The sequence below is a fragment of the Streptomyces sp. cg40 genome (assembly GCF_050320165.1).
In the GTDB taxonomy this organism is placed as follows: Bacteria; Actinomycetota; Actinomycetes; order Streptomycetales; family Streptomycetaceae; genus Streptomyces; species Streptomyces hokutonensis.
Map to the genome: position 1 here is coordinate 1167270 of NZ_CP190128.1, position 22367 is coordinate 1189636.

The 22367-nt window shown below is 71.0% G+C and carries 24 protein-coding genes; 12 read left to right on the plus strand and 12 right to left on the minus strand.

Going from position 1 to position 22367, the window contains the following annotated elements:
* The first annotated feature begins 66 nt into the window (after nt 1-66).
* On the plus strand, nt 67-540 hold the full coding sequence (locus ACQHII_RS05155; RefSeq protein ID WP_427918085.1) for an SRPBCC family protein: 474 nt from the start codon (nt 67-69) through the stop codon (nt 538-540).
* 6 nt (nt 541-546) lie between these two features.
* On the opposite strand, the gene ACQHII_RS05160 is transcribed toward ACQHII_RS05155, so the two are convergent.
* Nucleotides 547-1677: a PLP-dependent cysteine synthase family protein gene (locus ACQHII_RS05160; protein ID WP_427918086.1), complete on the minus strand. Its 1131-nt coding sequence runs from the start codon at nt 1675-1677 to the stop codon at nt 547-549.
* A 307-nt stretch (nt 1678-1984) separates the two neighbouring features.
* Here ACQHII_RS05160 and ACQHII_RS05165 point away from each other — a divergent pair, with 307 nt between their 5' ends.
* Both ACQHII_RS05165 and ACQHII_RS05170 read left to right on the plus strand, forming a co-directional pair.
* Nucleotides 1985-2311, plus strand: coding sequence for a hypothetical protein (locus ACQHII_RS05165; protein ID WP_019075127.1), 327 nt, complete (start codon nt 1985-1987; stop codon nt 2309-2311).
* Nucleotides 2312-2807: 496 nt separating this feature from the next.
* Entirely contained in the window at nt 2808-3389 is a 582-nt protein-coding gene (locus ACQHII_RS05170) for an ATP-binding protein (protein ID WP_427918087.1), read from the plus strand.
* Between the two features lie 381 nt (nt 3390-3770).
* Here the strand turns inward: ACQHII_RS05170 and ACQHII_RS05175 are convergent, their stop codons facing one another.
* Genes ACQHII_RS05175 through ACQHII_RS05185 form a run of 3 tightly spaced genes read right to left on the minus strand, consistent with a single transcriptional unit; the run spans nt 3771 to nt 7371 of the window.
* Entirely contained in the window at nt 3771-6332 is a 2562-nt protein-coding gene (locus tag ACQHII_RS05175) for an ABC transporter permease (protein ID WP_427918088.1), read from the minus strand.
* Complete coding sequence (locus ACQHII_RS05180; protein WP_427918089.1) at nt 6329-7078, minus strand: ABC transporter ATP-binding protein; 750 nt, start codon at nt 7076-7078, stop codon at nt 6329-6331. The genes ACQHII_RS05175 and ACQHII_RS05180 overlap by 4 nt, the downstream gene beginning before the upstream one ends.
* Nucleotides 7075-7371: an SHOCT domain-containing protein gene (locus ACQHII_RS05185; protein WP_427918090.1), complete on the minus strand. Its 297-nt coding sequence runs from the start codon at nt 7369-7371 to the stop codon at nt 7075-7077. The genes ACQHII_RS05180 and ACQHII_RS05185 overlap by 4 nt, the downstream gene beginning before the upstream one ends.
* A gap of 191 nt (nt 7372-7562) precedes the next feature.
* On the opposite strand from ACQHII_RS05185, the gene ACQHII_RS05190 reads away from it, so the two are divergent.
* From ACQHII_RS05190 to ACQHII_RS05215, 6 genes are all read left to right on the plus strand, one after another.
* The gene (locus ACQHII_RS05190; protein WP_427918091.1) at nt 7563-8132 is read left to right on the plus strand and encodes a TetR/AcrR family transcriptional regulator; all 570 of its coding nucleotides are present in this window, start codon (nt 7563-7565) and stop codon (nt 8130-8132) included.
* Nucleotides 8133-8148: 16 nt separating this feature from the next.
* The gene (locus ACQHII_RS05195; protein ID WP_427918092.1) at nt 8149-8544 is read left to right on the plus strand and encodes a (R)-mandelonitrile lyase; all 396 of its coding nucleotides are present in this window, start codon (nt 8149-8151) and stop codon (nt 8542-8544) included.
* Nucleotides 8545-8555: 11 nt separating this feature from the next.
* On the plus strand, nt 8556-9143 hold the full coding sequence (locus ACQHII_RS05200) for a DUF4865 family protein (RefSeq protein WP_427918093.1): 588 nt from the start codon (nt 8556-8558) through the stop codon (nt 9141-9143).
* Nucleotides 9137-10063 carry a phosphotriesterase family protein gene (locus ACQHII_RS05205; protein ID WP_427918094.1) on the plus strand — a complete coding sequence of 309 codons (927 nt, stop codon included), beginning with the start codon at nt 9137-9139 and terminating at the stop codon, nt 10061-10063. The genes ACQHII_RS05200 and ACQHII_RS05205 overlap by 7 nt, the downstream gene beginning before the upstream one ends.
* 97 nt (nt 10064-10160) lie before the next feature.
* Nucleotides 10161-11174 carry a permease gene (locus ACQHII_RS05210; RefSeq protein ID WP_427918095.1) on the plus strand — a complete coding sequence of 338 codons (1014 nt, stop codon included), beginning with the start codon at nt 10161-10163 and terminating at the stop codon, nt 11172-11174.
* Nucleotides 11171-11935 carry a TIGR03943 family putative permease subunit gene (locus ACQHII_RS05215; RefSeq protein ID WP_427918096.1) on the plus strand — a complete coding sequence of 255 codons (765 nt, stop codon included), beginning with the start codon at nt 11171-11173 and terminating at the stop codon, nt 11933-11935. The genes ACQHII_RS05210 and ACQHII_RS05215 overlap by 4 nt, the downstream gene beginning before the upstream one ends.
* A gap of 7 nt (nt 11936-11942) precedes the next feature.
* Here ACQHII_RS05215 and ACQHII_RS05220 read toward each other — a convergent pair whose 3' ends face one another.
* Nucleotides 11943-13412 carry a ketol-acid reductoisomerase gene (locus ACQHII_RS05220; protein WP_427918097.1) on the minus strand — a complete coding sequence of 490 codons (1470 nt, stop codon included), beginning with the start codon at nt 13410-13412 and terminating at the stop codon, nt 11943-11945.
* Nucleotides 13413-13500: 88 nt separating this feature from the next.
* On the opposite strand from ACQHII_RS05220, the gene ilvY reads away from it, so the two are divergent.
* Nucleotides 13501-14352 (plus strand): HTH-type transcriptional activator IlvY, encoded by an 852-nt coding sequence (gene ilvY, locus ACQHII_RS05225; RefSeq protein WP_427918098.1) that lies wholly within the window; start codon nt 13501-13503, stop codon nt 14350-14352.
* 27 nt (nt 14353-14379) lie between these two features.
* Here ilvY and ACQHII_RS05230 read toward each other — a convergent pair whose 3' ends face one another.
* The 4 genes from ACQHII_RS05230 to ACQHII_RS05245 form a co-directional block, all read right to left on the minus strand.
* Nucleotides 14380-15561: an SPFH domain-containing protein gene (locus tag ACQHII_RS05230; protein WP_427918099.1), complete on the minus strand. Its 1182-nt coding sequence runs from the start codon at nt 15559-15561 to the stop codon at nt 14380-14382.
* A 9-nt stretch (nt 15562-15570) separates the two neighbouring features.
* A complete protein-coding gene (locus tag ACQHII_RS05235; protein ID WP_427918100.1) occupies nt 15571-15822 on the minus strand; it encodes a hypothetical protein in 252 nt (83 codons plus the stop codon).
* 106 nt (nt 15823-15928) lie between these two features.
* Nucleotides 15929-17143: an ROK family protein gene (locus ACQHII_RS05240; RefSeq protein ID WP_427918101.1), complete on the minus strand. Its 1215-nt coding sequence runs from the start codon at nt 17141-17143 to the stop codon at nt 15929-15931.
* A gap of 114 nt (nt 17144-17257) precedes the next feature.
* On the minus strand, nt 17258-17899 hold the full coding sequence (locus ACQHII_RS05245) for an alpha-ketoglutarate-dependent dioxygenase AlkB family protein (protein WP_427918102.1): 642 nt from the start codon (nt 17897-17899) through the stop codon (nt 17258-17260).
* A 78-nt stretch (nt 17900-17977) separates the two neighbouring features.
* On the opposite strand from ACQHII_RS05245, the gene ACQHII_RS05250 reads away from it, so the two are divergent.
* Nucleotides 17978-19111, plus strand: a complete 1134-nt coding sequence (locus ACQHII_RS05250) for a methyltransferase (protein ID WP_427925232.1) — start codon at nt 17978-17980, stop codon at nt 19109-19111.
* Here ACQHII_RS05250 and ACQHII_RS05255 read toward each other — a convergent pair.
* Both ACQHII_RS05255 and ACQHII_RS05260 read right to left on the minus strand, forming a co-directional pair.
* Nucleotides 19101-19967, minus strand: a complete 867-nt coding sequence (locus ACQHII_RS05255) for a class II fructose-bisphosphate aldolase (RefSeq protein ID WP_427918103.1) — start codon at nt 19965-19967, stop codon at nt 19101-19103. The two genes, ACQHII_RS05250 and ACQHII_RS05255, sit on opposite strands and share 11 nt — an antisense overlap.
* Before the next feature lie 17 nt (nt 19968-19984).
* A complete protein-coding gene (locus ACQHII_RS05260) occupies nt 19985-20866 on the minus strand; it encodes an SIS domain-containing protein (protein ID WP_427918104.1) in 882 nt (293 codons plus the stop codon).
* 122 nt (nt 20867-20988) lie between these two features.
* Between ACQHII_RS05260 and ACQHII_RS05265 the strand changes: the two genes are divergently transcribed.
* Entirely contained in the window at nt 20989-21786 is a 798-nt protein-coding gene (locus ACQHII_RS05265; RefSeq protein WP_427918105.1) for a DeoR/GlpR family DNA-binding transcription regulator, read from the plus strand.
* 75 nt (nt 21787-21861) lie between these two features.
* Here ACQHII_RS05265 and ACQHII_RS05270 read toward each other — a convergent pair whose 3' ends face one another.
* Nucleotides 21862-22314, minus strand: coding sequence for a phospholipase (locus ACQHII_RS05270; RefSeq protein ID WP_427918106.1), 453 nt, complete (start codon nt 22312-22314; stop codon nt 21862-21864).
* Nucleotides 22315-22367: the final 53 nt, after the last annotated feature.

Sequence of the window (22367 nt, forward strand, 5' to 3'; positions counted from 1 at the left end):
TCGTCAGCTATCGTGACGCCGCGCCGCACCCACCTCGAACTACCTTTGCGTAGAGGAGGCTTCACCATGGCTCACGGTCTGCGCCCGGTGGGAATCGACTTCGTCGAGACCGCCCCCGTACGGCTCGTCTTCGCGCGCGAGATCACCGCGGCGCCCGAGGCGGTGTTCCACGCGCTCGCCGAGGACGTGGTCGGCTGGAGCGAGTGGTTCTCGGCGGTGACATCGGCTCGGCCCACCGCGGACGGAACGGGGCGTGAGGTTCGGCTGCTGGGCGGGACGCGGTTCGAGGAGAGCGTGCTGGTGGCCAAGTCGCCGGAGACGTATGCCTATCGCGTCGACGCGACCAATGCGCCGGGCGCTCGCGCGCTGGTCGAGGAGTGGCGGTTGACGCCGGGCGCCGCGGGCGGAACGCGGGTTCAGTGGACGTTCGCCGCGGATGGGAACGCTGTGTTTCGGGGTGGGGTGCGGTTGGCTCGGCCTGGGTTGGGGCGGGCGTTCAAGGGGGCGGTGCTTGCATTGGATCGGCGGTTGGAGAAGTGAGGCTCGTCAGTTGGGGTTGGGCCAAAGTCCCGTCTTCAGCAGCGATGCGATCGCCTCGCTGTACGGCGTGATGTCCAGGCCCTGTTCCGCCAGCCAGGTGTCCGAGTAGTACTTGTCCAGGTAGCGGTCGCCCGGGTCGCACAACAGGGTTACCACACTGCCTTGTCGGCCCGCCGCCACCATCTCGGCGATGATCTTCAGGGCGCTCCAGAGGCCGGTTCCGGTGGAGCCGCCCGCCTTGCGGCCGATGGCTTGTTCCAGGGCTCGTACGGCGGCGACGCTGGCCGCGTCCGGGACCTTCATCATGCGGTCCACGGCGCCCGGCACGAAGCTCGGTTCCATCCGGGGGCGGCCGATGCCCTCGATACGGGAGCCGCAGTCGCAGGTGACGTCCGGATCGCCGGTGGTCCAGCCCTCGAAGAAGCAGGAGTTCTCCGGGTCGGCGACACAGACCAGGGTGTCGCGCTGCGTGTAGTGGACGTAGCGCGCGAGGGTCGCCGACGTGCCGCCGGTGCCGGCCGTGGCGACGATCCACGCGGGTTCCGGGAAACGCTCCAACTCCAGCTGGCGGAAGATGGATTCGGCGATGTTGTTGTTGCCGCGCCAGTCCGTGGCCCGCTCCGCGTAGGTGAACTGGTCCATGTAGTGGCCGCCGGTCTCCACCGCCAGGGCGGCCGACTCCTCGTACATCTTGCGTGAGTCGTCCACAAAGTGGCACCGGCCGCCGTGGAATTCGATGAGGCGGATCTTCTCGGCGCTGGTCGTGCGCGGCATGACCGCGATGAAGGGGACGCCGATCAGCTTGGCGAAGTACGCCTCGGAGACGGCGGTGGAACCGCTGGACGCCTCGATCACCGGACGGGCGGGCCGGATCCAGCCATTGCACAGGCCGTAGAGGAAGAGGGAGCGGGCCAGGCGGTGCTTGAGGCTGCCCGTCGGGTGGGTCGACTCGTCCTTGAGGTAGAGGTCGATGCCCCAGTGTTCGGGCAGCGGGAAACGGAGGAGGTGGGTGTCGGCGGAGCGGTTGGCGTCCGCCTGGACCTTGCGGACGGCTTCTTTCAGCCAGCTCCGGTAGGCGGTGTCGCTGCGGTCGACATCGAGGGTGGCACCGGTCCGGGCCTGTGGGGTGGTGCTCACGGCAGGGCTCCTTACGCTTCGCGCCGACGGCGCGTCGCGCGGCCGACTCCTCGATCATATGCACCTTCCGCACGCTTCTCACCTGCATAAACATCCCTTTGGGGAGGTCAAAGGCTGCCCTGGGGAGCGATCATGGCGGAAGCGGGGGGCGCATTTATGCGAGTGCTCCGGGTACTCACCGTGACCGCGTCGTGCGTACTGGTGCTCGACGCCCGGTGCGGGCAGACTTCACCGGAGCGGGACGAACGTCCTGAACGGGGGCGCACACTGGATCACGAGATGTCCTGGACCAAGGGGGCGGGGAAGCATGGCGGAGCCGGAGTTCACGGCCACGGGCGTGCGGATCGGGAAGCGGCTGCGGTCACTCACCCGGGCCGGACAGGTCCGGATCAATGACGGCAGGCTGGAGTTGCTCACCAGCTACGGCAGCGAGATCGACAGCGCGCCGGTGCAGGCGGTACGCGCGTCGAAGCCCTGGTTCGCCCCGGAGGACCGGGCGCTGGCCGATCTGAACGGGAATCGGTACCTGCTGACGCTCGGCGAGCACGACCCTGCGCCGGGGCAGCCCGGGCCCCCTGCGGCACGGCGGTTCATCGAGGCTGTGCGTAAGGCTGCCGGGCGCGGGGGCGGCTGACTGGCCTGTGCCAGGCGCGGGGGTGGCTGACCGGCCCGTGCTGGGCGCGGGGGTGGCTGACCAGCCCGTGCCGGGCGCGGGGGCATCCAACCGGCCTGTGCCGGGCGCGGGGGCGACCAACCGGCCTGTGCCGGGCGCGGGGGCGACCAACCGGCCTGTGCCGGGCGTGGGGCAGCCGACTGGTCTGTGCCGGGCGACCGGCCCGTGCCGGGCGTCGCGGGCTGGGGGCGTGGGGCACCGAGGGCCGCTGTCGGCCGGTGCAGCGAGCGCGCGACGGAAAGCACCAGCTCATCGGTGCCGCGAGCCGGCGGTGAGCAGCGGCAAGTTGCGGGACCGCCACCCCTGCGTCACTCTGGTCTCACGTCACTCTGGGTTTACCGGCGATAACGCTGCGAACCAGCCGCCGGGCACAACAGCAGGCGGCCTATTTCCCTCGACCAGCCTGCTGGATCCGAACTCCGTGTTCTTCCGGGCCTCTCGTCGGGGAGTCGCAGCCGTGATCACTCACCCAAGCAGGCACTGCGCGGTAGAGCTCCAAGCCCTGCCGTCGCGGATCGGTCAGGTCCGCAGAATCGTATCTGCGCAGTTGCGCTACTGGCATCTCGATCCACTCATAGACCGGGCGGCGCTCGGTGTGACCGAGCTCCTGACCAACGTCCACCGGCACGCCCAGCCCGACAAGACGTGCACCGTCGAGATCGAGCTGCTGCTCGACCACCTCGTCGTCTCCGTGCACGACCACGATCCCCGGCTCCCGGTCGCCGGCGACATCTCCGACGTCGCGGCCACCGCCACTTGTGGGCGGGGGCTTGCGATGGTGGCGGCGGTCAGCGAGAGCTGGGGGGTGCGGGCCGAGGGGGATGCCGGGAAGGTTGTCTGGTTCATGCTTGCCGCGCCTGAGCCTGCGCCTGCGCCTGCGCCGACGGAGGTGGTGGCTATGCCGGCATCGGCTCGGCCCGCGCGTCGGGTGGGGGTTGGATCGGAGAAGCCCGCACACCGGTTCGTCAGCGAGGTCGAACTTCCGGTGGACGAACACCGGTCCCAGCACGCTCCCGCCCGGTCGGCCGTTGCCGGTTGACCGGGCGGTGATTTGGGTTGGGGGGCATCGGGGCTTGAGGGGCTGACTGGGCCGGGGCTGGGGGGGGGCGGGCAGTTGCCCGCGCAGGTGGGCCTGTGTTGGGTAGGCGCCTGCGCGGGTGGGCCGGTGCTGGGTAGGCACCCGCGCAGCTGGACCCGTGCTGGACAGGCACCCCCGCAGCTGGGCCCGTGCCGGACAGGCACCGTGCGCGCACCTCTTTTGGTTCGGTCGCCTTCGGGGCGCCTCAAGCCGGTGTCGAGAGGCCCACCGTGCTCAGCCCTTCGGCCTCCGCGCGCTGGGCCTCTCGACACCGGCGCGCCCCTACGGCTCCCTCTCGGCCGGCGCGTGGGGACAGAACAAGTGGGTGGGCCCTTGCCGGAGTTACTCCGTGGCGATGGCTTGGAGTGGGTCTAGATGTGCGGCTCGGCGGGCTGGGCGGAGGCCTGCCAGGGCTCCTGCTGTCAGGCCCACCAGGGCTACCAGGAGGAGTTGTTGGGGTGGGATGGAGAAGGCGAAGGTGCTGTCGCTTGCGCCGTCCGAGGCCTTGACCAGGACCCAGCCCAGGAAGGCGCCGAGGGTTAGGCCGCCCACCGTACCGAAGGCGGCCACCAGGACCGACTCCCAGCGGATCATGGCCCTCAGTTGGGGGCGGGTCTGGCCCACGGCCCTCAACAGGCCCAGTTCTCGGGTGCGTTCGTGGATCGCCAGGGTCAGGGTGTTGGCGATGCCGAGCAGGGCGATCAGGACTGCGAGGGCGAGCAGGGCGTAGACGAGGGTCAGCATCATGTCTATGCCGCCTGCCGAGGACTGGGCGTATTCGTGGCGGGTCTGGACCTGTGGGGCGCCGTAGTGGTCGGCGACCTTCTGGACGGCGGCCTTGCCCGTCGCCGTGTTCACTCCGTCCTTGAAGGAGACCGCGACGAATGTGTCGGAGTCCTGGGTGCGGTGTGGGGCCCAGGCTGCTCGGGTGATGACGTAGTCGCCCGCGAGTTCGGACTCGCCGTAGACCGCGCGGACCGTGAAGGTCTTCTTCTTGCCGTCGGTGAAGGTGAGTTGGGCCTTGCTGCCGGTGGTGAGGTGTTGGCGGTTCGCTTCTGTACGTGTCATGGCGATGCCGTCGGTGCCCAGGGTCGCCAGGGAGCCCTGGAGCCTTCCCAGGTCGAAGGTGCGGGCCAGGGCCGTGGGATCCGTTACCGTCAACGCCCTTCCCTTGCCGTTGACTTCGGCAACTCCTCGGCCCAGGCCCACTGCTGTGTCCACCTCGGGCAACTTGGCTATGGCTCCGGCCAGTTGAGGGCTCAGTCCGCTGCCGCCCGCGCCGAAGGAGGGGGTGCTGACCGCCACGTCTCCGGCGAAGGACCGGGACACGGTCTGGTCCATCGTGGCCTTCAGTGAGGCGCCGAAGACCGTGAAGAGGGATACGACGGCTACGCCGATCATCAGGGCGCTCGCGGTGGCGGCCGTGCGGCGGGGGTTGCGCAGGGCGTTGCGGCGGGCCAGACCGCCCGTGATGCCACGCAGTCGGTCCAGGGGGGCGCCCAGGACGCGTACCGCCGTGGAGGATGCGACCGGGCCCAGGACCACGAAGGCGATCAGGGCCAGTAGCGCCCCAAGTCCCGCCAGCAGGAGGGACGGTGAGACCAGTACGCCCGTGAGTGTTACTGCTACCGCGAGGGTGGCCAGGGTCATTCCGGTGAGTGCTCGGGTGCGGGATGCGCCGGACTCGTCGACTGCTGTCTCGCGGAGTGCGGCGAGGGGGGCGGTGCGGCCCGCGCGGACGGCCGGCATGAGGGCGGAGGCCAGGCAGACGACTGTGCCTACCAGCAGGGGGAGGGCGAGGGAGAGCGTTCGGATCACCAAGTCGCCGCTCGGGAACGGGAATCCGATTGCCGGGAACAGTGCCTGGAGTCCGGCCGCCATGCCGATGCCACCCGCCAGGCCCGCTGTCGACGCGGCCACGGCTACGGCGCTCGCCTCGGTGACTGTGGCCGCGGTGATCTGGCGGCGGGAGGCGCCCAGGGCTCGCAACAGGGCGTTCTCGCGCGTGCGTTGGGCGATGACGATGGCGAAGGTGTTGTGGATGGAGAAGGTCGCGACCAGGAGGGCTATGCCGGAGAAGACCAGGAGGAACGTGGTGAAGATCGTCAGGAATTGGGAGGAGATCATGTCCGTGTTCTCCTGCGCCGACTCCTGGCCCGTGATGGCCTCAACTCCCTTGGGAAGTACGGGAGTCAGGCGGTCGACCAGTTGGCGCTGGCTTATGCCGGGGCCTGCGCGCACGCTGATGCTGGATGCCTCGCCGGGCTTGGCGGTGAGGTACTTCTCGGCGTCCGACTGGGTCATGCCGGTGAAGGTCACCTGGGCCATGCCGTCCTCGCCTGCGAAGGTCGCGAGGCCGACGATCTTCACCTTGACGGGGTTGGGTGTGCGCAGTGTTGTGGTGTCTCCGATCTTCAAGTGGCCCTTCTCCGCGGCGCCCCGGTTGACCACGACCTCGCCGGTGGCGGTGGGCGTGCGGCCCTCGGCCAGGCGGTACGGGTTGAGTTTCGGGTCGGTGATCCAGTTGCCGGCGAGGGTGGGCGGGCCCTTGCCGCCGATCGGTTTGCCGTTGGCGCCGACCAGTTGACCCGCGCCCTGGATGCTGGGGGCGGCGGCCGCGACGCCGGGTACCCGGGCGAGGGTCTTCGTCAGGGAGGTGCTTACCGGCTGCCGTACGCCCTGACTCTCGCCCGGGGTTGTGATGGCGTCCGCGCTGCGGACCACGGCGTCCGTGCCACTGGTCGCGTCGCCGAACATGGTGTCGAAGTCGGCGCGCAGGGTGTCGCCCATGACGAGGGTCCCGGCGAGGAAGGCGACACCCAGGAACACGGCGAGGAACGTACCTGCGAAGCGCCTCTTGTGGGCCCGCAGGGAGGACATGCTCAGGCGTACGGTCGCGTTCATGACCTCACCTCGAAAGCCTTGAGGCGGTCCAACACCCTGTCGGCCGTGGGGGATTCCATACGGTCCACCAGGCGTCCGTCGGCGAGGAAGACGACCTCGTCGGCGTGGGCGGCGGCGACCGGGTCGTGGGTGACCATGACGACCGTGCGGTCCGTCTGGCGTACGGCGCGGCGGAGCAGGCCGAGGACCTCGCCGCCGGAGCGGGAGTCGAGGTTGCCGGTCGGCTCGTCGGCGAAGACGACCTCGGGGCGGCCCGCGAACGCCCTTGCCACGGCGACGCGTTGCTGCTGGCCGCCGGAGAGTTCGGAGGGGCGGTGGTGGAGGCGGTCGCGCAGGCCCACGACGTCGATGAGCTCGTCGATCCAGTCGCGGTCGCCTCTGGCTCCGGAGAGGTCGAGGGGGAGCGTGATGTTCTCGGCGACGGTCAGGGTCGGGATCAGGTTGAAGGCCTGGAAGACGAAACCGACTCGGTCGCGGCGGAGGAGGGTGAGGCGACGGTCGTCGAGCGCGTCGAGTTGTGTGTCGCCGATGTAGGCGGCTCCGGTGGTGAGTGTGTCGAGTCCGGCGGCGCAGTGCATCAAGGTGGATTTGCCGGAGCCCGAGGGGCCCATGATCGCGGTGAAGCGGCCGGTCGGGAAGTCGACGCTCACCCCGTCCAGGGCACGAACGGCGGTGTCGCCGACGCCGTACACCTTGACGGCGTCGACGACCCGCGCGGCCGTGCGGGTGGTGGTAGCGGTGGTCATGCCGGGCCGCCGCCCTTGCCGACGCGGCCGAACTGCTCGTCCAGGACGGACAGTCGGCGCCAGTACTCGTCCTCGTCGATCTCGCCGGAGGCGAAGCGGCGGCCGAGGACCGCGAGGGGCGAGTCGCCGGTGGGGCGGGGGTCGGACACGGCGCGCCAGGGGGCTCCGCGTCCGCGCCAGGCCGTGCGGCGGAGCACGGTCACCACGCCGATCACCACGGCCGCCCAGATCAGCGGGAAGAACAGGATCCACGGGCCGGGGCCGCCACCGTTCCAGTTCGCCAGAGTCTGCATGTCGATTCATCTCCAAGGAGTCCTGAGCCCTCGACGGGCTTCCTGTGATGCATCGAGACTGGCTCCGGGGAGGGGTCGGGGTCGTCGTACGGCCAGCGGCAGTGTGTGTACCTCCCGGGGAGTACGCGGCTTCGTTCCGGCTGCTTCTTAAGCCCTCGACTTCTGTAACTACTAGTATGTACAGTCCTTGTATGAGCACCCCGGAGCGGTTGATCGAGTCCACCCGCGAGTTGTTGTGGGAGCGCGGCTACGTGGGCACCAGCCCCAAGGCGATCCTGGAGCGCGCGGGCGCCGGGCAGGGCAGCATGTACCACCACTTCAAGGGCAAGCCGGATCTGGCGCTGGCGGCGATCCGGCGGACGGCCGAGGAGTTGCGGGCCACCGCGGCGCGAGTACTCGACGGGCCGGGCACGCCGTACGAGCGGATCGAGGCGTATCTGCGGCGCGAGCGCGATGTGCTGCGCGGGTGTCCGGTCGGGCGGCTGACGATGGACCCGGACGTGATCGCCAGCGCCGAGTTGCGCGAGCCGGTGGACGAGACCCTGGACTGGATCCGTGAGCGGCTCGCCGGAATCGTCGAAGAGGGCAAGGAGCAGGGGCAGTTCGGGGCGGAGCTGGACGGCGAGGAGATCGCCGCGGCGATTCTCGCGACCGTGCAGGGCGGGTATGTCCTGGCCCGTGCGTCCGGTTCGCCTGGCGCGTTCGACGCGGGTGTCCGGGGGCTGCTCTCCCTTCTCGCCCCGCACCGGTCCACTCTCTGAACAGGAGTCCGAGCAAGTGCAGATCACCAGGAAGCGTCCCGACACACGACAGGGTCCGGCGGAGAACTTCACCGGCACGGTGTGGCTCGACGAACTCGCCGCGCCCGAACCGCCGTCCCGGATACGGATGTTCAGCGTTCACTTCACGCCCGGCGCGCACACCGCGTGGCACACCCATCCGCACGGCCAGGTGCTGTACGTGACGGAGGGCGAGGGACTCGTGCAGCGCAGGGGCGGTGCCGTCGAGACGATCCGCGCGGGCGACACCGTATGGATCGAACCGGGCGAATGGCACTGGCACGGTGCCGGACCGCGCACGTTCATGACGCATCTCGCCGTCGTCGAGGCCGCCGAGGACGGCACGACCGCCGACTGGCACGGGCACGTCGACCCCGCGAACTACCCCTCCTGAGGAGGCACTTGATGCACGCCATGCAGTACGAACTCACCCTGCCCGCCGACTACGACATGGGCATCGTCCGGGAGCGGGTGGCGCGGGTCGGGCAGCTGCTCGACGACTGGGACGGGCTCGGCTTCAAGACGTATCTGGTGCGCGAGCGCGGGGTGCACGGTTCGCCGGTCAACCAGTACGCGCCGTTCTATCTGTGGAACACGGTGGAGGGCATGAACCGCTTCCTGTGGGGCGGCGCCTTCCAGCGGCTCGCCGACGATTTCGGGCGGCCGGAGGTTCGGCAGTGGACCGGTCTCGCCTACGAGGAGGGTGGCGCCGCGGGCTCACCCGCCGCCGTCGCCGTGCGCAGCCGGCAGCGGATGGCGGAGGGGGTGGAACTGGCCGCGGCCATGGAGGACGCGGTCGCAGAGACCCGGCGGCTGGCCGAGGAGGACGGCGCCGTGCTCGCTGCGGCGGCCGTCGACCCGCACCGCTGGGAGCTGGTGCACTTCTCGCTCTGGGAGCAGCACGACAGGCCGAAGGCGGAGGGGGACGTGTTCCAGGTGCTGCACGTTTCGGAGCCCGGGCGGAGCGCGTTGCCACGCGGTCGGCAGTGGTAGCGGGGAGCGGCGTCGGCTTCGTCCGTACGGTGCTGGGGGATGTGGACCCCGGGGAGTTGGGGGTGTGCGACGCCCACGACCACCTCTTTCTGCGCAGTCCTCGACTGCCCGGCCAGGAACTGGAGGACGCCTCGGCCGCGCGGGCCGAGTTGGCCGCGTTCCGTTCGGTGGGCGGTGGCGGTGTCGTGCAGTGGACGCCGTACGGGATGGGGCGGCGGGTCGCCGATCTGCCCTCGCTGTCCCGGGACACGGGTGTGCATGTGGTGTGCGCGACCGGGCTGCACCAAGCCGCCCACTACGGCCCGGAGTTGCTGAAGCGCCTGCGCCGCGGACTGGCCGAGGTTTGCGTCGCCGAACTGACGGAGGGCATCGGGCCGTCCGGTGTCCGTGCCGGGATCATCAAGGTCGCGGGCGGATTTCATGGCCTCGACGCGCATGCCCGGTGGACGATGACCGCGGCGGCCGAGGCCCACCGGGCGACGGGTGCGCCGATCGCCGTCCACCTGGAGATGGGCACGGGCGTGCTCGACGTACTCGACCTGCTGTGCGGGGAGTTGGGCGTCGAGCCGCATCGGGTGGTCCTCGGTCATCTCAACCGCTCCCCCGACCTCGTGGTCCAGCGGCAGGCCGCGGAGACGGGAGCGTATCTCGCGTTCGACGGCCCGTCCCGCGCCCATCACGCCACGGACTGGCGGATGCCGGACGCGGTACGGGCGCTGGCCGAGGCCGGTTTCGGTGACCGGCTGCTGCTCGGTGGGGACACGGTGGTCGCGGGCGCCCGCTCGGTGGACGGGGGTCCGGGGATGCCGTATCTGCTGCGGCGAGTCGCGCCGCGACTCGCGCTGGAGCTGGGTGAGGAGCTGGTGGGGCGCGTCCTCCGGGAGAACCCCGCGCAGGCTTTCGCCGTCGACTGGGATTGAGGAGGAGGTTGCGATACGCCTTCGCGCCGGAGGCGGTCGTCGAGGGTTGGCGTGGGCCCGCTATGTTCGACGCGGACATCGAACATGTGGAGCTCGTGTGCAGACGACAGTGGAGCCGCCCAGAGCGGCGGAGGCTGAGGATGTCGCGGCGGCGGGGTGGCCCCGGTCCTGGCCGCTGCTGTTGCTGGGGGCGGCCGTTCTTCCCGGGCTGCTGCTCTTCTCCGTCGGACGGTGGCTGGACTCGCCGGCCGTGCAGGCCTGGCGGACCGTCTGTCTCGCCATCACCACACAGGCGCTGCCCTTCCTGCTGCTGGGCACGGCACTGTCGGGGGCGATCAACGCGTTCGTGCCGGCGCGGGTGTTCACCCGGATCCTGCCGAAGCGGGCCGCGTTCGCGGTGCCGGTCGCCGGGGTCGCGGGGGTCGTCCTGCCAGGGTGCGAGTGCGCGTCGGTGCCGGTCGCGAACAGCCTGATCGGGCGCGGGGTGACCCCGGCCGCCGCGTTCGCGTTCCTGCTGTCGGCGCCCGCGATCAACCCGGTCGTGCTGACCGCCACCGCGATCGCGTTCCCCGCCAGTCCGGTCATGGTGCTGGCCCGGCTGCTCGCCTCGCTCGCCACCGCCGTGGTGATGGGCTGGCTGTGGCTCTGGCTGGGACGGGAGGAGTGGCTGCGGCCGGTCGCGCGGCATACCGGACATCAGCCGGGGCGGAGTCGCTGGACGGAGTTCCGGACCGGGTTCCAGCACGACTTCCTGCACGCGGGTGGGTTCCTGGTCGTCGGGGCCATGGCCGCGGCGACCTTCAATGTCGCCGTACCGCGCTCGGTGCTCGACACCTTCGCCGGTTCGCCCTGGCTGTCGGTGCTGTTCCTGGCCGCGCTCGCGATCATCCTCGCGGTCTGCTCGGAGGCCGACGCGTTCGTGGCGTCCTCGCTCACGGGCTTCTCCCCCACCGCCCGGCTGGCTTTCATGGTGGTCGGCCCCATGGTGGACCTCAAGCTGATCGCCCTCCAGGCCGGCACGTTCGGCCGGGCCTTCGCGGCCCGCTTCTCCGCCGCCACGACGGTCGTCGCGGTCCTGTCCAGCGCGCTGATCGGAGCCGTACTGCTGTGAGACGCCCCCTCCAGGTGGCCCTGCTCGTCCTCAGCGGCCTGGGCCTGCTGCACGCTTCGCTCTTCACCGACCTGTGCCTGCGCTACGTCAAGCCGAGCATGCGCCCGATGCTCGTCGTCTCGGGGTTCCTGCTGATCCTGCTGGGCATCGCGGAGGCGTGGTCACGGCGGAACCCAGACACGGACGGCGACCACACAGGCCACGACCACACCGAACCCGCCGAAGAGCATATGGGCCACAACCACTCCAAGGTGCCCCGCGTCGCCTGGCTGCTCTTCCTCCCCGCGCTCAGCCTGCTCTTCTACGCCCCGCCCGCCCTCGGCGCCTACACGGCCTCCCGCGCCGCACCCAAGGCCGTCCCCCAGCAGGACTCCTTCGATCCGCTGCCCGCGACCTCGCCGCTGCCGATGACGCTCACCGACTTCACCACCCGTGTGCAGCAGGACCGCAAGGGGACCATCAAGGGCCGCACCGTCCAGCTGACCGGCTTCGTCACGCCCGACAGCGGAAGCACCTCCTGGGACCTGACCCGCATCATGATCTCGTGCTGCGCGGCGGACGCCCAGTCCATCAAGGTGCGGGTCTACGGCATCCCGGCCCTGGCCGCCAACACCTGGGTGACGATCACCGGGACCTGGCACGCGGGCGGAACCCTGGGTACGAGTTCCGCCCCGGCCGCGCTCGACGGCGTCACCGTCGAGAAGGTCGCCAAGCCGGTGAACGCCTACCAGGACGCCCTGCCGTTCCCGACCTCCCGGTGACCGGCGCCTAGGCCACGGAGATGTCCACGGACGGCCGCAGTTTCGCCGCCGCGGCCAGTGCCTCGTGCATGGGGTGGGTGTCGAAGGCCGCCAACAGGGCCTCGTTCGGCGGGAGTTCGGACGCCGGGTAGGCGATCTGCTCGTAGGCCGCCTGGAAGCGCGGGCCCCAGCGGCGGGTGCCCAGGCGGGCCGTGCGGGAGCAGTTGTCGACCATGTACGCCACATCGCGGGCGTGCATGTAGGGCAGCAGGGAGTCGACCGCCTCGATGACCGACTCGTTGACGATCTCGGACCAGGGGTGGCCGCGCTCGGCGAACTCGTCGACCTGGGCGGTCATCGTCGCCACGAACACCCCGGCGGTGAACGGCTCGACGGGCAGAGCGCGTTCGGCCCGCCGGGCGCGGACCTCCGGTCCTGCGGCCCACATGGGTGAGCCGCCGATCCCGCTCATCTCCCGTGCGCCGAGCCGCCGTTCGGCGAGGACGACGCTGCGCAGTTCGGTCCCGTCGGCGACCTCGTCGTAGATCTCGGCGACGATCTCGCGGGCGGGGCCGTAGGTCGCCGAGTACGCTCGGTCGAAGACCTCGCGTCCGGCCGGGTCCAACTCCTCGCGGACGGCGCGGAGTCCGGCGTGCGAGATGGTCCGGGCGATGGGTCCGGTGACGTTCTCGCAGGAGCGCTCGTACGCGGTCACCGGGTCGTCGCCGGACAGGCGGTAGCGCGTGTAGAGGCTCTCGACGATGCCGTGGACGGCGCCGAGCAGGATGGCGCGCTCGCCGACGATGTCGGAGCGGTACTCGCTCTCCAGGGTGGTGCGGAAGGTGTACGGCGAGCCGAGCGCGACCGACCAGCCGAGCGCGCGGTCGGTGGCCCTGCCGTCGGGGTCGGCGTGGACGGCGTAACTGCTGTTGATTCCCGCGCCGTTGGTCTCCGCGCCCTGCTCGTAGAGGCGGCGCACGGAGTCGCCCATGCCCTTGGGGCAGACGGCGATGACGCCGTGTCCGGGCGGGAACTCGCCGCCGGTGGCCCGGAGATGGCCGAGGAGGAAGCCGTGGGAGAGGCCGATGGTGGCGCCGGGCTTGAGCGCGGCGAAGATCTCCTCGTGGTGGGCGGCGAGGGCGGCGTCCGCGATGAGGAGGACGACGAGGTCGCTGTCGGCGGTGACGGCGAGCCAGTCGCCGAGTGTGCCGTCCTCCTCGGTGAAGCCGTGGGCGCGGGCGTCGGCGGCCGATGCCGAGCCGGGGCGCAGTCCGACACTCACCCGGATGTCCGTACCGGCGAGGGAGTCGCGCAGGTTGCGGGCCTGGGCGCGGCCCTGCGGGCCCCAGCCGATGACGCCGATGCGGCGGACGCCGGCGAAGGCCTGCGGGAGCACCGGGAAGAGATGCCGGCCGCCGCGCAGGATGGTCTCCGTGCCGCCGGGCACGTCCATCGTTTCGAGGGTGAAGACGGCGGAGGTGTGCGTGGTCGAGGTCATGGTCGAGTTGTAGGCTCCGGGCGAGTGTTGCGGCAAGCGCAATGTGTGCAGCGGACTGTTGCGAGAAGTGAAAGGGACAGGTCACGGCATGCGGGACGAGCGTCGGGAGCTGCGTCTTTTTCTGCATCTGGCGCAGACTCTGAACTTCGGGCGGACGAGTCTCGACTGTCATGTGAGTCCGGCGACGCTGACGCGGACCGTGCAGCGGCTGGAGGCCGACCTCGGGCACCGGTTGTTCGACCGTGGGGCGCGCGGGGTGTCGCTGACGGCGGAGGGGCACCGGTTCCGTGAATACGCCGTCCAGGCACTGGAGTTGTGGCGCGCCTACCGCGAGGAGCATCCCGACCCGGCCGAACTCACGGGCAGCCTCACCCTGTTCGCCACGGTGACCGCCTGCCAGGCCCTGCTGCCTGACCTGTTGGCGCCGTTCCGGGCCGCGCATCCGCAGGTACGGCTGGATCTGCGCACCGGTGACGCGGCGGCGGCGCTGGCCCGCCTCGACGAGGGCGAGGTGGACGTGGCGGTCGCGGGCATCCCGGCGCGGCTGCCGGAGCCGCTGGTGAGCCGGACGGTCGCGGTGACCGAGCTGGTGCTGGTCACCGCGCGGGACCGTGCCGATCCGGATCTCGACGGCCCGTTCGTGCTGCCGTACCGGGGTCTGGTCCGGGAGGCGGCCGACCGCTGGTTCCGGACCCGGGGCACGACACCGGACGTGGCCTGTGAACCGGACGGCCACGAAGGGCTGTTGACGCTGGTCGCGCTGGGCTGCGGAACGGGTGTGGTGCCCCGGCTGGTGCTGGAGTGCAGTGCCGTACGGGAGCGGCTGACGGTCGTCGCGGCGGATCCCGCGCCGGAGCCGCTCCCGATCGGGCTGTGCGTACGGCGGGCGGACCTGCGCCGCCCGCTGGTGGCGACGCTGTGGAGCCTCACGGCTCCCTGACAGGACCGGCCCCGCCTCACGCGTCTGTCAGTCGAGGTCCACCGGACCGTCGTCCTTCTTGTCGTCCTTCTTCGCCGGGAGCTGGAGCAGGTTCTTGACCTCGTCGCCGGGGCGGCGGCCGTCGTTGTCCGCGTTGCCGAGGTTGCCCCGGACCGAGTCGAGGATCGTGAGGCCCTGCGAGACCAGGCCGGCCGCGATCTCGCCGAGGCCGTCGGCGCCGTTGAGGACGTTGACGTTGGCGCCCGCGAGGCCGCCCGCCGCCTCCTTCACGATCTGCGGGAGCTGGTCGATCAGCATGCGGTCGAGCGCGACCCGGTCGTAGGAGGCCGCGGCCTCGGCCTGGATCTTCATGCGGTCGGCCTCGGCGATGGCGAGCAGCTTGATCCGCTGGGCCTCGGCCTCGGCCGGCTTGACGATCTCGGCGACGAGCTGCTGCTGGCGCAACTCGGCCTGGCGCTGGGCCAGTTCGGTCTGCGCGGCGAGCACCTCCTGCTGGGCGTGGGCCTGCGCGAGCGGTCCGGCCTGAGCGGCCTGCGCCTGGGCGCGGTCCACCTCGGCCGAGTACTCGGCCTTGACGATCGCGGTCTGCCGGGCGTACTCGGCCTGGTTGCGGGCCGCCGCCTGCTCCGCCTCGGCCGAGGCCTGGGTGGCCTGGGCCTGGGCGATCTGGGCCTGCCGCTGGATGGCCGCCTTGTGCGGCGCGGACATCGCGTCGATGTAGCCAGTGGCGCCGTCGTCGATCGACTGGATCTGGAGCGAGTCGACGATGAGGCCGATCTTCGCCATCTCGATCTTCGAGGTGTCCAGGACCTCGGCGGCGAGCTTCTGCCGCTCGGTGACGATCTCCTCGACGGTCATCGAGCCGATGATGGCGCGCAGGTGGCCGGCGAAGATGCGGCCGGTCAGCACCGACATCTGGTCCTGGTCGGACAGGAAGCGCTGGCCCGCGTTGATGATGCTCTCGGTGTCGTTGCCGACCTTGAAGGCGATGACGGCGCGGACGTTCAGGGCGATGCCCTGCCGGGTCACGCAGGTCTCGGTGACCTCCGCCTCGCACATCGCCAGGGTGAGGAAACGGGTCTTGCGGAAAACCGGGAGCACGAACTTTCCGTGCCCCGTCACCACTCGGAACGGCGCGCCCCCCAGTCCCCGCCTGCCACCCGAGATCAGCATCGCCTCATCGGGAGCGGGAACGCGGTAACCGAACATTGGTACTCCTCACTCTGCGCCGGCGGGGTCCCCGCCGAGCGCGTCCAATGGATCCACCCATTCGATGACGTGGACCTCACGACCCCCACGCGACTCGATCACGAGCACGGTCGCCCCCGTGGGCAGGGGATCGTCCGACCATGCGAGGAAGGTCTCGGAGCCGCCCCGGACGCGCACCAGGACCTCGCCGGGGCCCGCGTTCCCACGGGTTCCGATGATCACCTGCCCCGTGCATCCGATCACGGGCTCATCCTGCGGCATCACCGGCCGCCTCCATCCTCTGGCCTTAGGTTTCCGACGATAGACCTACTCCGGCCCGGCTCCCAACGGGCTCGTCAATTCCTTGCGTCACGTGCCGTCCACGCGGTCAGGAAAGCGCCGCCAGCGGGTCGTCGAGCACGGGCTGCCACGCCAACTCGGCGGCCCCGACCAGGCTGTTGTGGTCGAGGGTGCAGGCGAGGATCGGCACGCCCCCGCTCTGCCCCCACAGGCTGCGGTCGGCGACGACCGCGCGCAGCCGATCGGGGTCGGCGTCCAGGAGGGTGCGGTGCAGTCCGCCGAGGATGATCCGGTCGGGGTTGAGGATGTTCACCAGCCCGGCGAGCCCCAGGCCGAGCCGGTCGATGAGCGTCTCGGCGGCCCTGCGGACGGACAGGTCGTCGTAGTGCCGGCGGATCAGGTCGTTGGACTGCTGGAGCAGGGACACCTCGGGGCCGGGGTCGCGGCCTGCGGCCGTGAGGAAGGCGAGCGGGTCGGCCTCGACGTCGAGGCAGCCGCGGCTGCCGCAGTAGCAGGGGCGGCCCTCGGGGTTGACGGTGAGGTGTCCGACTTCCAGCGCGAGTCCCGAACTCCCCGTGTGCAGACGCCCGTCGAGCACCAGCGCACCACCTACACCACGGTGCCCGGTCGCCACGCACAGCAGGTCCCGGGCGCCCCGGCCCGCGCCGTGCCGGTGTTCGGCGAGCGCGGCGAGGTTGACGTCGTTGCCCGCGAACGCGGGTCCGGTGAGGCCGGCCGCGCGCACGCACTCGGCGAAGATCCGCCGCACGGGCGCGCCCGCGGGCCAGGCCAGGTGCAGCGGGTTGAGCGCCAGTCCGTCGGGCTCGGCGACGGCGGACGGCACGGCGAGTCCGGCGCCCACGCAGCGTCGGCCCGTCTCGCGCAGCAGCTCCGCACCCGCCTCGACGACCGAGCCGAGCACCTTCGCCGGGTCGGCGTCGACGGCCTCGCAGCCGGGGGCCGTCGCCACGATCTGGCCGCCGAGGCCGACCAGCGCGGCGCGGAAGCCGTCGGCGTGCACCTGGGCGGCGAGCACGACGGGGCCGTCCTCGGCGACCGCGAGCCGGTGCGAGGGGCGGCCCTGCGAGCCTGCCGCCGCGCCGGGCCTCGCGTCGACCCTGATCAGGCCCAGTGCCTCCAGCTCGGCGGCGACCGCGCCGGCCGTCGCGCGGGTCACGCCCAGCTCTGCGGTCAGTACGGCGCGGGTGGGGGCGCGGCCGGTGTGCACGAGCTCCAGTGCGGGGCCGAGGGCTCCGCGTCCTCGGTCCAGCCGCGCTCTTGAGGTTGTCCCTTCGCCGCTCATGAGGGGGAGTCTCCCATGATCCGTATCGAGAGCCGGTGGGGGTTGTGGTCATAGTGCGGGCCGGTGGGGGCTGGTCGCGCAGTTCCCCGCGCCCCTTTCGAAGCGCACCCTCGCCTAGAAGCCACCCACTCTCAGCGTCACGTTAAGCCTTCCCCGTAGCCCCAACTCCCCCGGCCCCGTCCCCTCGTACACCCTCGGCACCCCGTGGTACGCCAGTCTCGACGGGCCGCCGAACACGAACAGGTCGCCGCTCCTCAACTCGACGTCCGTGTACGGCTTCGTACGGGTCTCGGTGTTGCCGAAGCGGAAGACGCAGGTGTCGCCGAGGCTGAGGGAGACGACCGGTGCGTCGGACTTCTCGTCGCTGTCGCGGTGCATGCCCATGCGGGCGTCGCCGTCGTAGAAATTGATCAGTGCGATGTCGTACGAGGCCGTCGGCGCCCCCAGTGTGTCGGCGACCGCGCGCCGCCCCAGTTCGTCGAGCCAGGCGGGGAGCGGCTTCACCGGGGTGCCGTCGCCGTCGACGACCGTCTCGGCGTAGGCATACGGGTACCAGTGCCAGCCCAGGCACACCTGGCGGGCGGTCATCGTGCCGCCGCCGGGGGTGCGGACCGTGCGCAGGCCGGCGGGTGGGCGGGCCCACTCGCGGCAGGCTGTGAGGAGGTCGCGCTGGCGGGCCGGGTCGAGCCAGTCCGGCACGTGCACCGCGCCCGGCGCGATCTCCGTGCGGGCCCGGGGAAACAGCTCGGCGTCCATGCGCTCCATCCTGCCCCGACCGGCCGTGAGCTGGTACTCGGTTAGCCTTGGCGCACGATGGACGACCATATCGACCGCATGACGACTCCGTGGGGCGAGTGCGCCCTGGCCCGCTTCCCCGAGGACCCGCGCGACCGGCTGCGCGCCTGGGACGCCTCCGACGAGTACCTGCTGCGACATCTCGCGGAACAGGACACCCCGCCGTCCGGCACGCTCGTGATCGTGGGCGACCGCTGGGGCGCCCTGGCCACGGCGCTCGCGGAGTACGGCCCGGTGCAGATCACGGACTCGTTCCTCACCCAGGAGGCGACGAAGGCGAACTTCGCGCGCAACGAGGTCGCCGCCGATTCCGTACGGCTGCTCACGACCCAGGATCCGCCGCCCGAGCGCGTCGACGTGCTGCTGGTGCGGGTGCCGAAGAGTCTCGCGCTGCTGGAGGACCAGTTGCTGCGGCTGGCGCCCGGGGTGCACGCCGGCACGGTGGTCGTGGGCACCGGCATGGTCAAGGAGATCCACACCTCGACGCTGAAACTGTTCGAGCGGATCCTCGGGCCGACCCGGACCTCCCTGGCCGAGAAGAAGGCCCGGTTGATCCACTGCTCGCCCCGGTCGTCGGGGGCGCGTGCCATCAATCCGTGGCCGCACAGCTACGCCCTGCCCGACGGCATCGGTGTCGTCTCGGGACGGACCGTGGTCAATCACGCGGGTGTGTTCTGCGCCGAGCGCCTCGACATCGGCACCCGGTTCCTGCTTCAGCACCTGCCCTCAAGTCGCGGGCTGCGCCGGGTCGTTGACCTCGGATGCGGGAACGGTGTCGTCGGTACGGCGGTGTCGCTGGCCGATCCCGAGGCCGAAGTCCTCTTCGTGGACGAGTCGTTCCAGGCGGTCGCGTCGGCGGAGGCCACGTACAAGGCCAACGGGGTGCCGGGGCAGGCCGAGTTCAGGGTCGGGGACGGGCTGACCGGGGTTGCGGCCGAGAGTGTGGACCTCGTGCTGAACAATCCGCCGTTCCACTCCCACCAGGCGACGACCGACGCGACAGCCTGGCGGATGTTCAGCGACGCGAAGCGTGCACTGCGGCCGGGCGGAGAGCTCCACGTGATCGGCAATCGGCATCTCGCCTACCACGTGAAGCTCAAGCGGTTGTTCGGTAACAGTCAACTCGTCGCCAGCGACCCGAAGTTCGTGGTGCTGAAGGCCGTCAAGCGCTAGGGCCCGGTGCGGCGAGCACGCCGATGATGCGGGCCACCGCCCCGGCCATCGCCTGCCGCCCCACGCTCAGGTACTTGCGGGGGTCGACCGCCTCGGGGTGCTCGGCGAGGTAGGCGCGGATCGCGCCGGTCAGCGCGAGGTTGAGGGCCGTGCCCACGTTCACCTTGGTGATGCCGCCGGCGACGGCCGCGGTCAGCTCGTCGTCGGGGACTCCCGAGGAGCCGTGCAGGACGAGGGGGACGTCCAGGGTGGCGGCGAGCCGCTTGAGGAGGTCGTGGTCGAGGGTGGCCGTACGGGTGGTCATGGCGTGCGTGCTGCCGATGGCGACGGCGAGGGCGTCCACACCGGAGTCGGTGACGAAGGCGTGGGCCTGGGCGGGGTCGGTGCGGGTGCCGGGTGCATGGGCGTCGAGCGGCGGCTCGCCGTTCTTGCCGCCGACCTCCCCCAACTCGGCCTCGATCCACAGCCCTTGGGAGTGCGCCCAGTCGGCGGCGGCGCGGGTCGCGGCGAGGTTGTCGGCGTAGGGCAGACGGGCCGCGTCGTACATGACCGAGCTGAAGCCGGCCCCGGGTGCCTGGCGCAGCAGGTCGTCGCTCTGGACGTGGTCAAGGTGCAACGCGACGGGTACGGCGGCCCGTTCGGCGGCGGCGACGGCCGCGCGGGCGAGCGGGAGGAGCTGGCCGTGGCGGAACCTGACGGCGTTCTCGCTGACTTGGAGGACGACGGGCGCCTCGGCGGACTCGGCGCCGGCGATGACGGCCTCGATGTGTTCCAGCGTGATGATGTTGAAGGCGGCCACGGCGGAGCGGGCCTCGGCGGCGCGGGTGACGAGTTCGCCGGTGGTGACGAGGGGCACGGTCTGTCCTGTTCCTTTCAGGGGGCGAGGATCACCGAGCGGGTGAGGTGGCGCGGGCGGTCGGGGTCGAGGTCGCGGTGCCCGGCGACGGCGACCGCGAGGCGCTGGGCGCGGACGAGTTCGGCGAGCGGGTCGAGGCCGCCCTCGATCCACAACCCGCCGGTGGCGCGCACCTGTTGGGCGAGTCCCTCGGGTGCCTCGCCGAGCATCCAGGTGGCGGTGCCGTGGGTGGTGATGCTGATCGGGCCGTGCCGGTACTCCATCGCCGGGTAGGCCTCGGTCCAGGAGAGTGAGGCCTCGCGCATCTTCAGGCCTGCCTCGTTCGCGAGGCCGACCGTCCAGCCGCGACCGAGGAAGGTGAACTGCGTGCAAGCGACGAGCTGCCCGGGCAGTTCGGCGGCGAGCGCGGTGCGGGCGTCGGCGACCACAGCGTCGGTGTGCAGGCCGAGGTGGGCGCGGAGCAGGGTGACCGCGGTGGTCGCGAACCGGGTCTGCACGACGGAGCGTTCGTCGGCGAAATCGAGGACCACGATGTCGTCGGCGGCCGTCATGACGGGGGTGTGCGGGTCGGCGGTGATCGCGGTGGTGCGGGTGCGGCCCTTCAACTGCCCCAGGAGTTCCAGCACTTCGGTGGTCGTGCCGGAGCGGGTGAGGGCCAGGACCCGGTCGTACGGGCGGCCGTACGGGAACTCGGAGGCGGCGAAGGCGTCGGTCTCGCCCTGGCCCGCCCCCTCGCGCAGGGCGGCGACGGCCTGGGCCATGAAGTACGAGGTGCCGCAGCCGACGATCGCGACCCGCTCCCCCGGCACCGGCAGCACGTCCCGGTACCTGGACGCCTCCGACGCGGCGCGTATCCAGCACTCGGGCTGGCTCTTCAGCTCGTCCTCGACATAGGTCATGCCGTACCCCTCCCAGATATGCTCGTTCCTGCAAGATATAGCTAGCTTTCGAGCACAATCAAGCAATTGAACCAAGGGGACGTGCGCTAGGGTCGCGGAGAATCGAGGAACGGAGAGTGCGGATGTCGCGCGACGCCCGCTGGAAGGCGCTGCTGGAGCTGCTCGTGGAGCGCGGGCGGCTCGATGTCGAGGAGGCGGCCGCCGACCTCGCGGTGTCGGCCGCCACGATCCGCCGCGACTTCGACCAGCTCGCCGAGCAGCAGATGCTGGTGCGCACCCGGGGCGGCGCCGTGGTGCACGGGGTGTCGTACGAACTGCCGTTGCGCTACAAGACCGCCCGGCACGCCTCCGAGAAGCAGCGCATCGCCAAGGCGGTCGCCGAACTCGTCGCGCCGGGCGAGGCGGTGGGCCTGACCGGCGGTACGACGACCACGGAGGTGGCCCGCGCCCTGGCCGTGCGCGGCGACCTCACATCCGGAGCCCCCGGAAGCTCCGGATCACCCGCGCTGACCATCGTGACCAACGCGCTCAACATCGCCAACGAGCTTGCCGTAAGGCCCCAGTTCAAGATCGTGCTGACCGGTGGGGTCGCGCGCCCGCAGTCGTACGAACTCGTTGGGCCGCTCGCGGACGGGGTGCTCTCGCAGATCACCGTCGATGTGGCGGTGCTCGGTGTCGTCGCCTTCGACGTAACGCACGGCGCGGCGGCCCACGACGAGGCGGAGGCCGCGATCAACCGGCTGCTGTGCGAGCGCGCCGAGCGTGTCGTTGTCGCGGCCGACTCCAGCAAGCTCGGGCAGCGGGCCTTCGCCCGGATCTGTCCGGCCGAGTCGGTGGACACGCTGGTGACGGACACGGCGGTGTCGCCGGAGACGGCAAGGCGGTTCGAGGAGGCGGGGGTTCGGGTCGTCGCGGTGTGAACCCGCTTGGCGGGAGCCGGAGTTGCGGGACGCCGGACATCGACGTCCCGCACTTTCCGGTCGGTTGACGCTGCGTCAGCCGAACACCTTCACGGCCTGGTAGTACGTCCATGCCGTGCTGTTGCAGGCGGTCGCGGTGGCCCCGCTGTAGGCGGTGCAGACACGCTTGAGGTCCTCGTAGAAGGCGCTGTCGAGCCGCGACTTGTTGGCGTCGAAGCTGCCGGCGGCCTTGTAGTTGCGGTAGCCGAAGTCGTGGCGGGCGCAGGACGTGGCGAAGGGGAAGCCGAAGGGGTTGTCGGGCGAGTCGGAGCAGTAGTCGGTGGACCAGTCGAACTCGTAGGCGGACCAGGCGGTTTGGTTGGCGCGGGCGGCGGCCCAGAGGTTGTAGCTCGACGCGCTGGTCTGCGTCCAGCCGGCGAGGACCTGGGGCTTGTCGGCGGGTACGGCGGTGGCGGCCGTAGCGGTGGCGACGACGGCGACCAGGGCCAGAGTCGAGGCGGCGAGACCGGTGGCGAGTCTGCGGTGCATCCAACACCTCCATGAGACCGCGATCCGCCCGTCGGATCGCAGGTTCATGACAA

Excerpts from the sequence above, each read along its gene's own strand:
- ACQHII_RS05155 (WP_427918085.1), top strand. The coding sequence starts at position 67 with ATGGCTCACGGTCTGCGCCCGGTGGGAATCGACTTCGTCGAGACCGCC.
- ACQHII_RS05165 (WP_019075127.1), top strand. The coding sequence starts at position 1,985 with ATGGCGGAGCCGGAGTTCACGGCCACGGGCGTGCGGATCGGGAAGCGG.
- ACQHII_RS05175 (WP_427918088.1), bottom strand. The coding sequence starts at position 6,332 with ATGAACGCGACCGTACGCCTGAGCATGTCCTCCCTGCGGGCCCACAAG.
- ACQHII_RS05180 (WP_427918089.1), bottom strand. The coding sequence starts at position 7,078 with ATGACCACCGCTACCACCACCCGCACGGCCGCGCGGGTCGTCGACGCC.
- ACQHII_RS05185 (WP_427918090.1), bottom strand. The coding sequence starts at position 7,371 with ATGCAGACTCTGGCGAACTGGAACGGTGGCGGCCCCGGCCCGTGGATC.
- ACQHII_RS05190 (WP_427918091.1), top strand. The coding sequence starts at position 7,563 with ATGAGCACCCCGGAGCGGTTGATCGAGTCCACCCGCGAGTTGTTGTGG.
- ACQHII_RS05200 (WP_427918093.1), top strand. The coding sequence starts at position 8,556 with ATGCACGCCATGCAGTACGAACTCACCCTGCCCGCCGACTACGACATG.
- ACQHII_RS05220 (WP_427918097.1), bottom strand. The coding sequence starts at position 13,412 with ATGACCTCGACCACGCACACCTCCGCCGTCTTCACCCTCGAAACGATG.
- ilvY (WP_427918098.1), top strand. The coding sequence starts at position 13,501 with ATGCGGGACGAGCGTCGGGAGCTGCGTCTTTTTCTGCATCTGGCGCAG.
- ACQHII_RS05230 (WP_427918099.1), bottom strand. The coding sequence starts at position 15,561 with ATGTTCGGTTACCGCGTTCCCGCTCCCGATGAGGCGATGCTGATCTCG.
- ACQHII_RS05235 (WP_427918100.1), bottom strand. The coding sequence starts at position 15,822 with ATGCCGCAGGATGAGCCCGTGATCGGATGCACGGGGCAGGTGATCATC.
- ACQHII_RS05240 (WP_427918101.1), bottom strand. The coding sequence starts at position 17,143 with ATGAGCGGCGAAGGGACAACCTCAAGAGCGCGGCTGGACCGAGGACGC.
- ACQHII_RS05245 (WP_427918102.1), bottom strand. The coding sequence starts at position 17,899 with ATGGACGCCGAGCTGTTTCCCCGGGCCCGCACGGAGATCGCGCCGGGC.
- ACQHII_RS05250 (WP_427925232.1), top strand. The coding sequence starts at position 17,978 with ATGACGACTCCGTGGGGCGAGTGCGCCCTGGCCCGCTTCCCCGAGGAC.
- ACQHII_RS05260 (WP_427918104.1), bottom strand. The coding sequence starts at position 20,866 with ATGACCTATGTCGAGGACGAGCTGAAGAGCCAGCCCGAGTGCTGGATA.
- ACQHII_RS05265 (WP_427918105.1), top strand. The coding sequence starts at position 20,989 with ATGTCGCGCGACGCCCGCTGGAAGGCGCTGCTGGAGCTGCTCGTGGAG.
- ACQHII_RS05270 (WP_427918106.1), bottom strand. The coding sequence starts at position 22,314 with ATGCACCGCAGACTCGCCACCGGTCTCGCCGCCTCGACTCTGGCCCTG.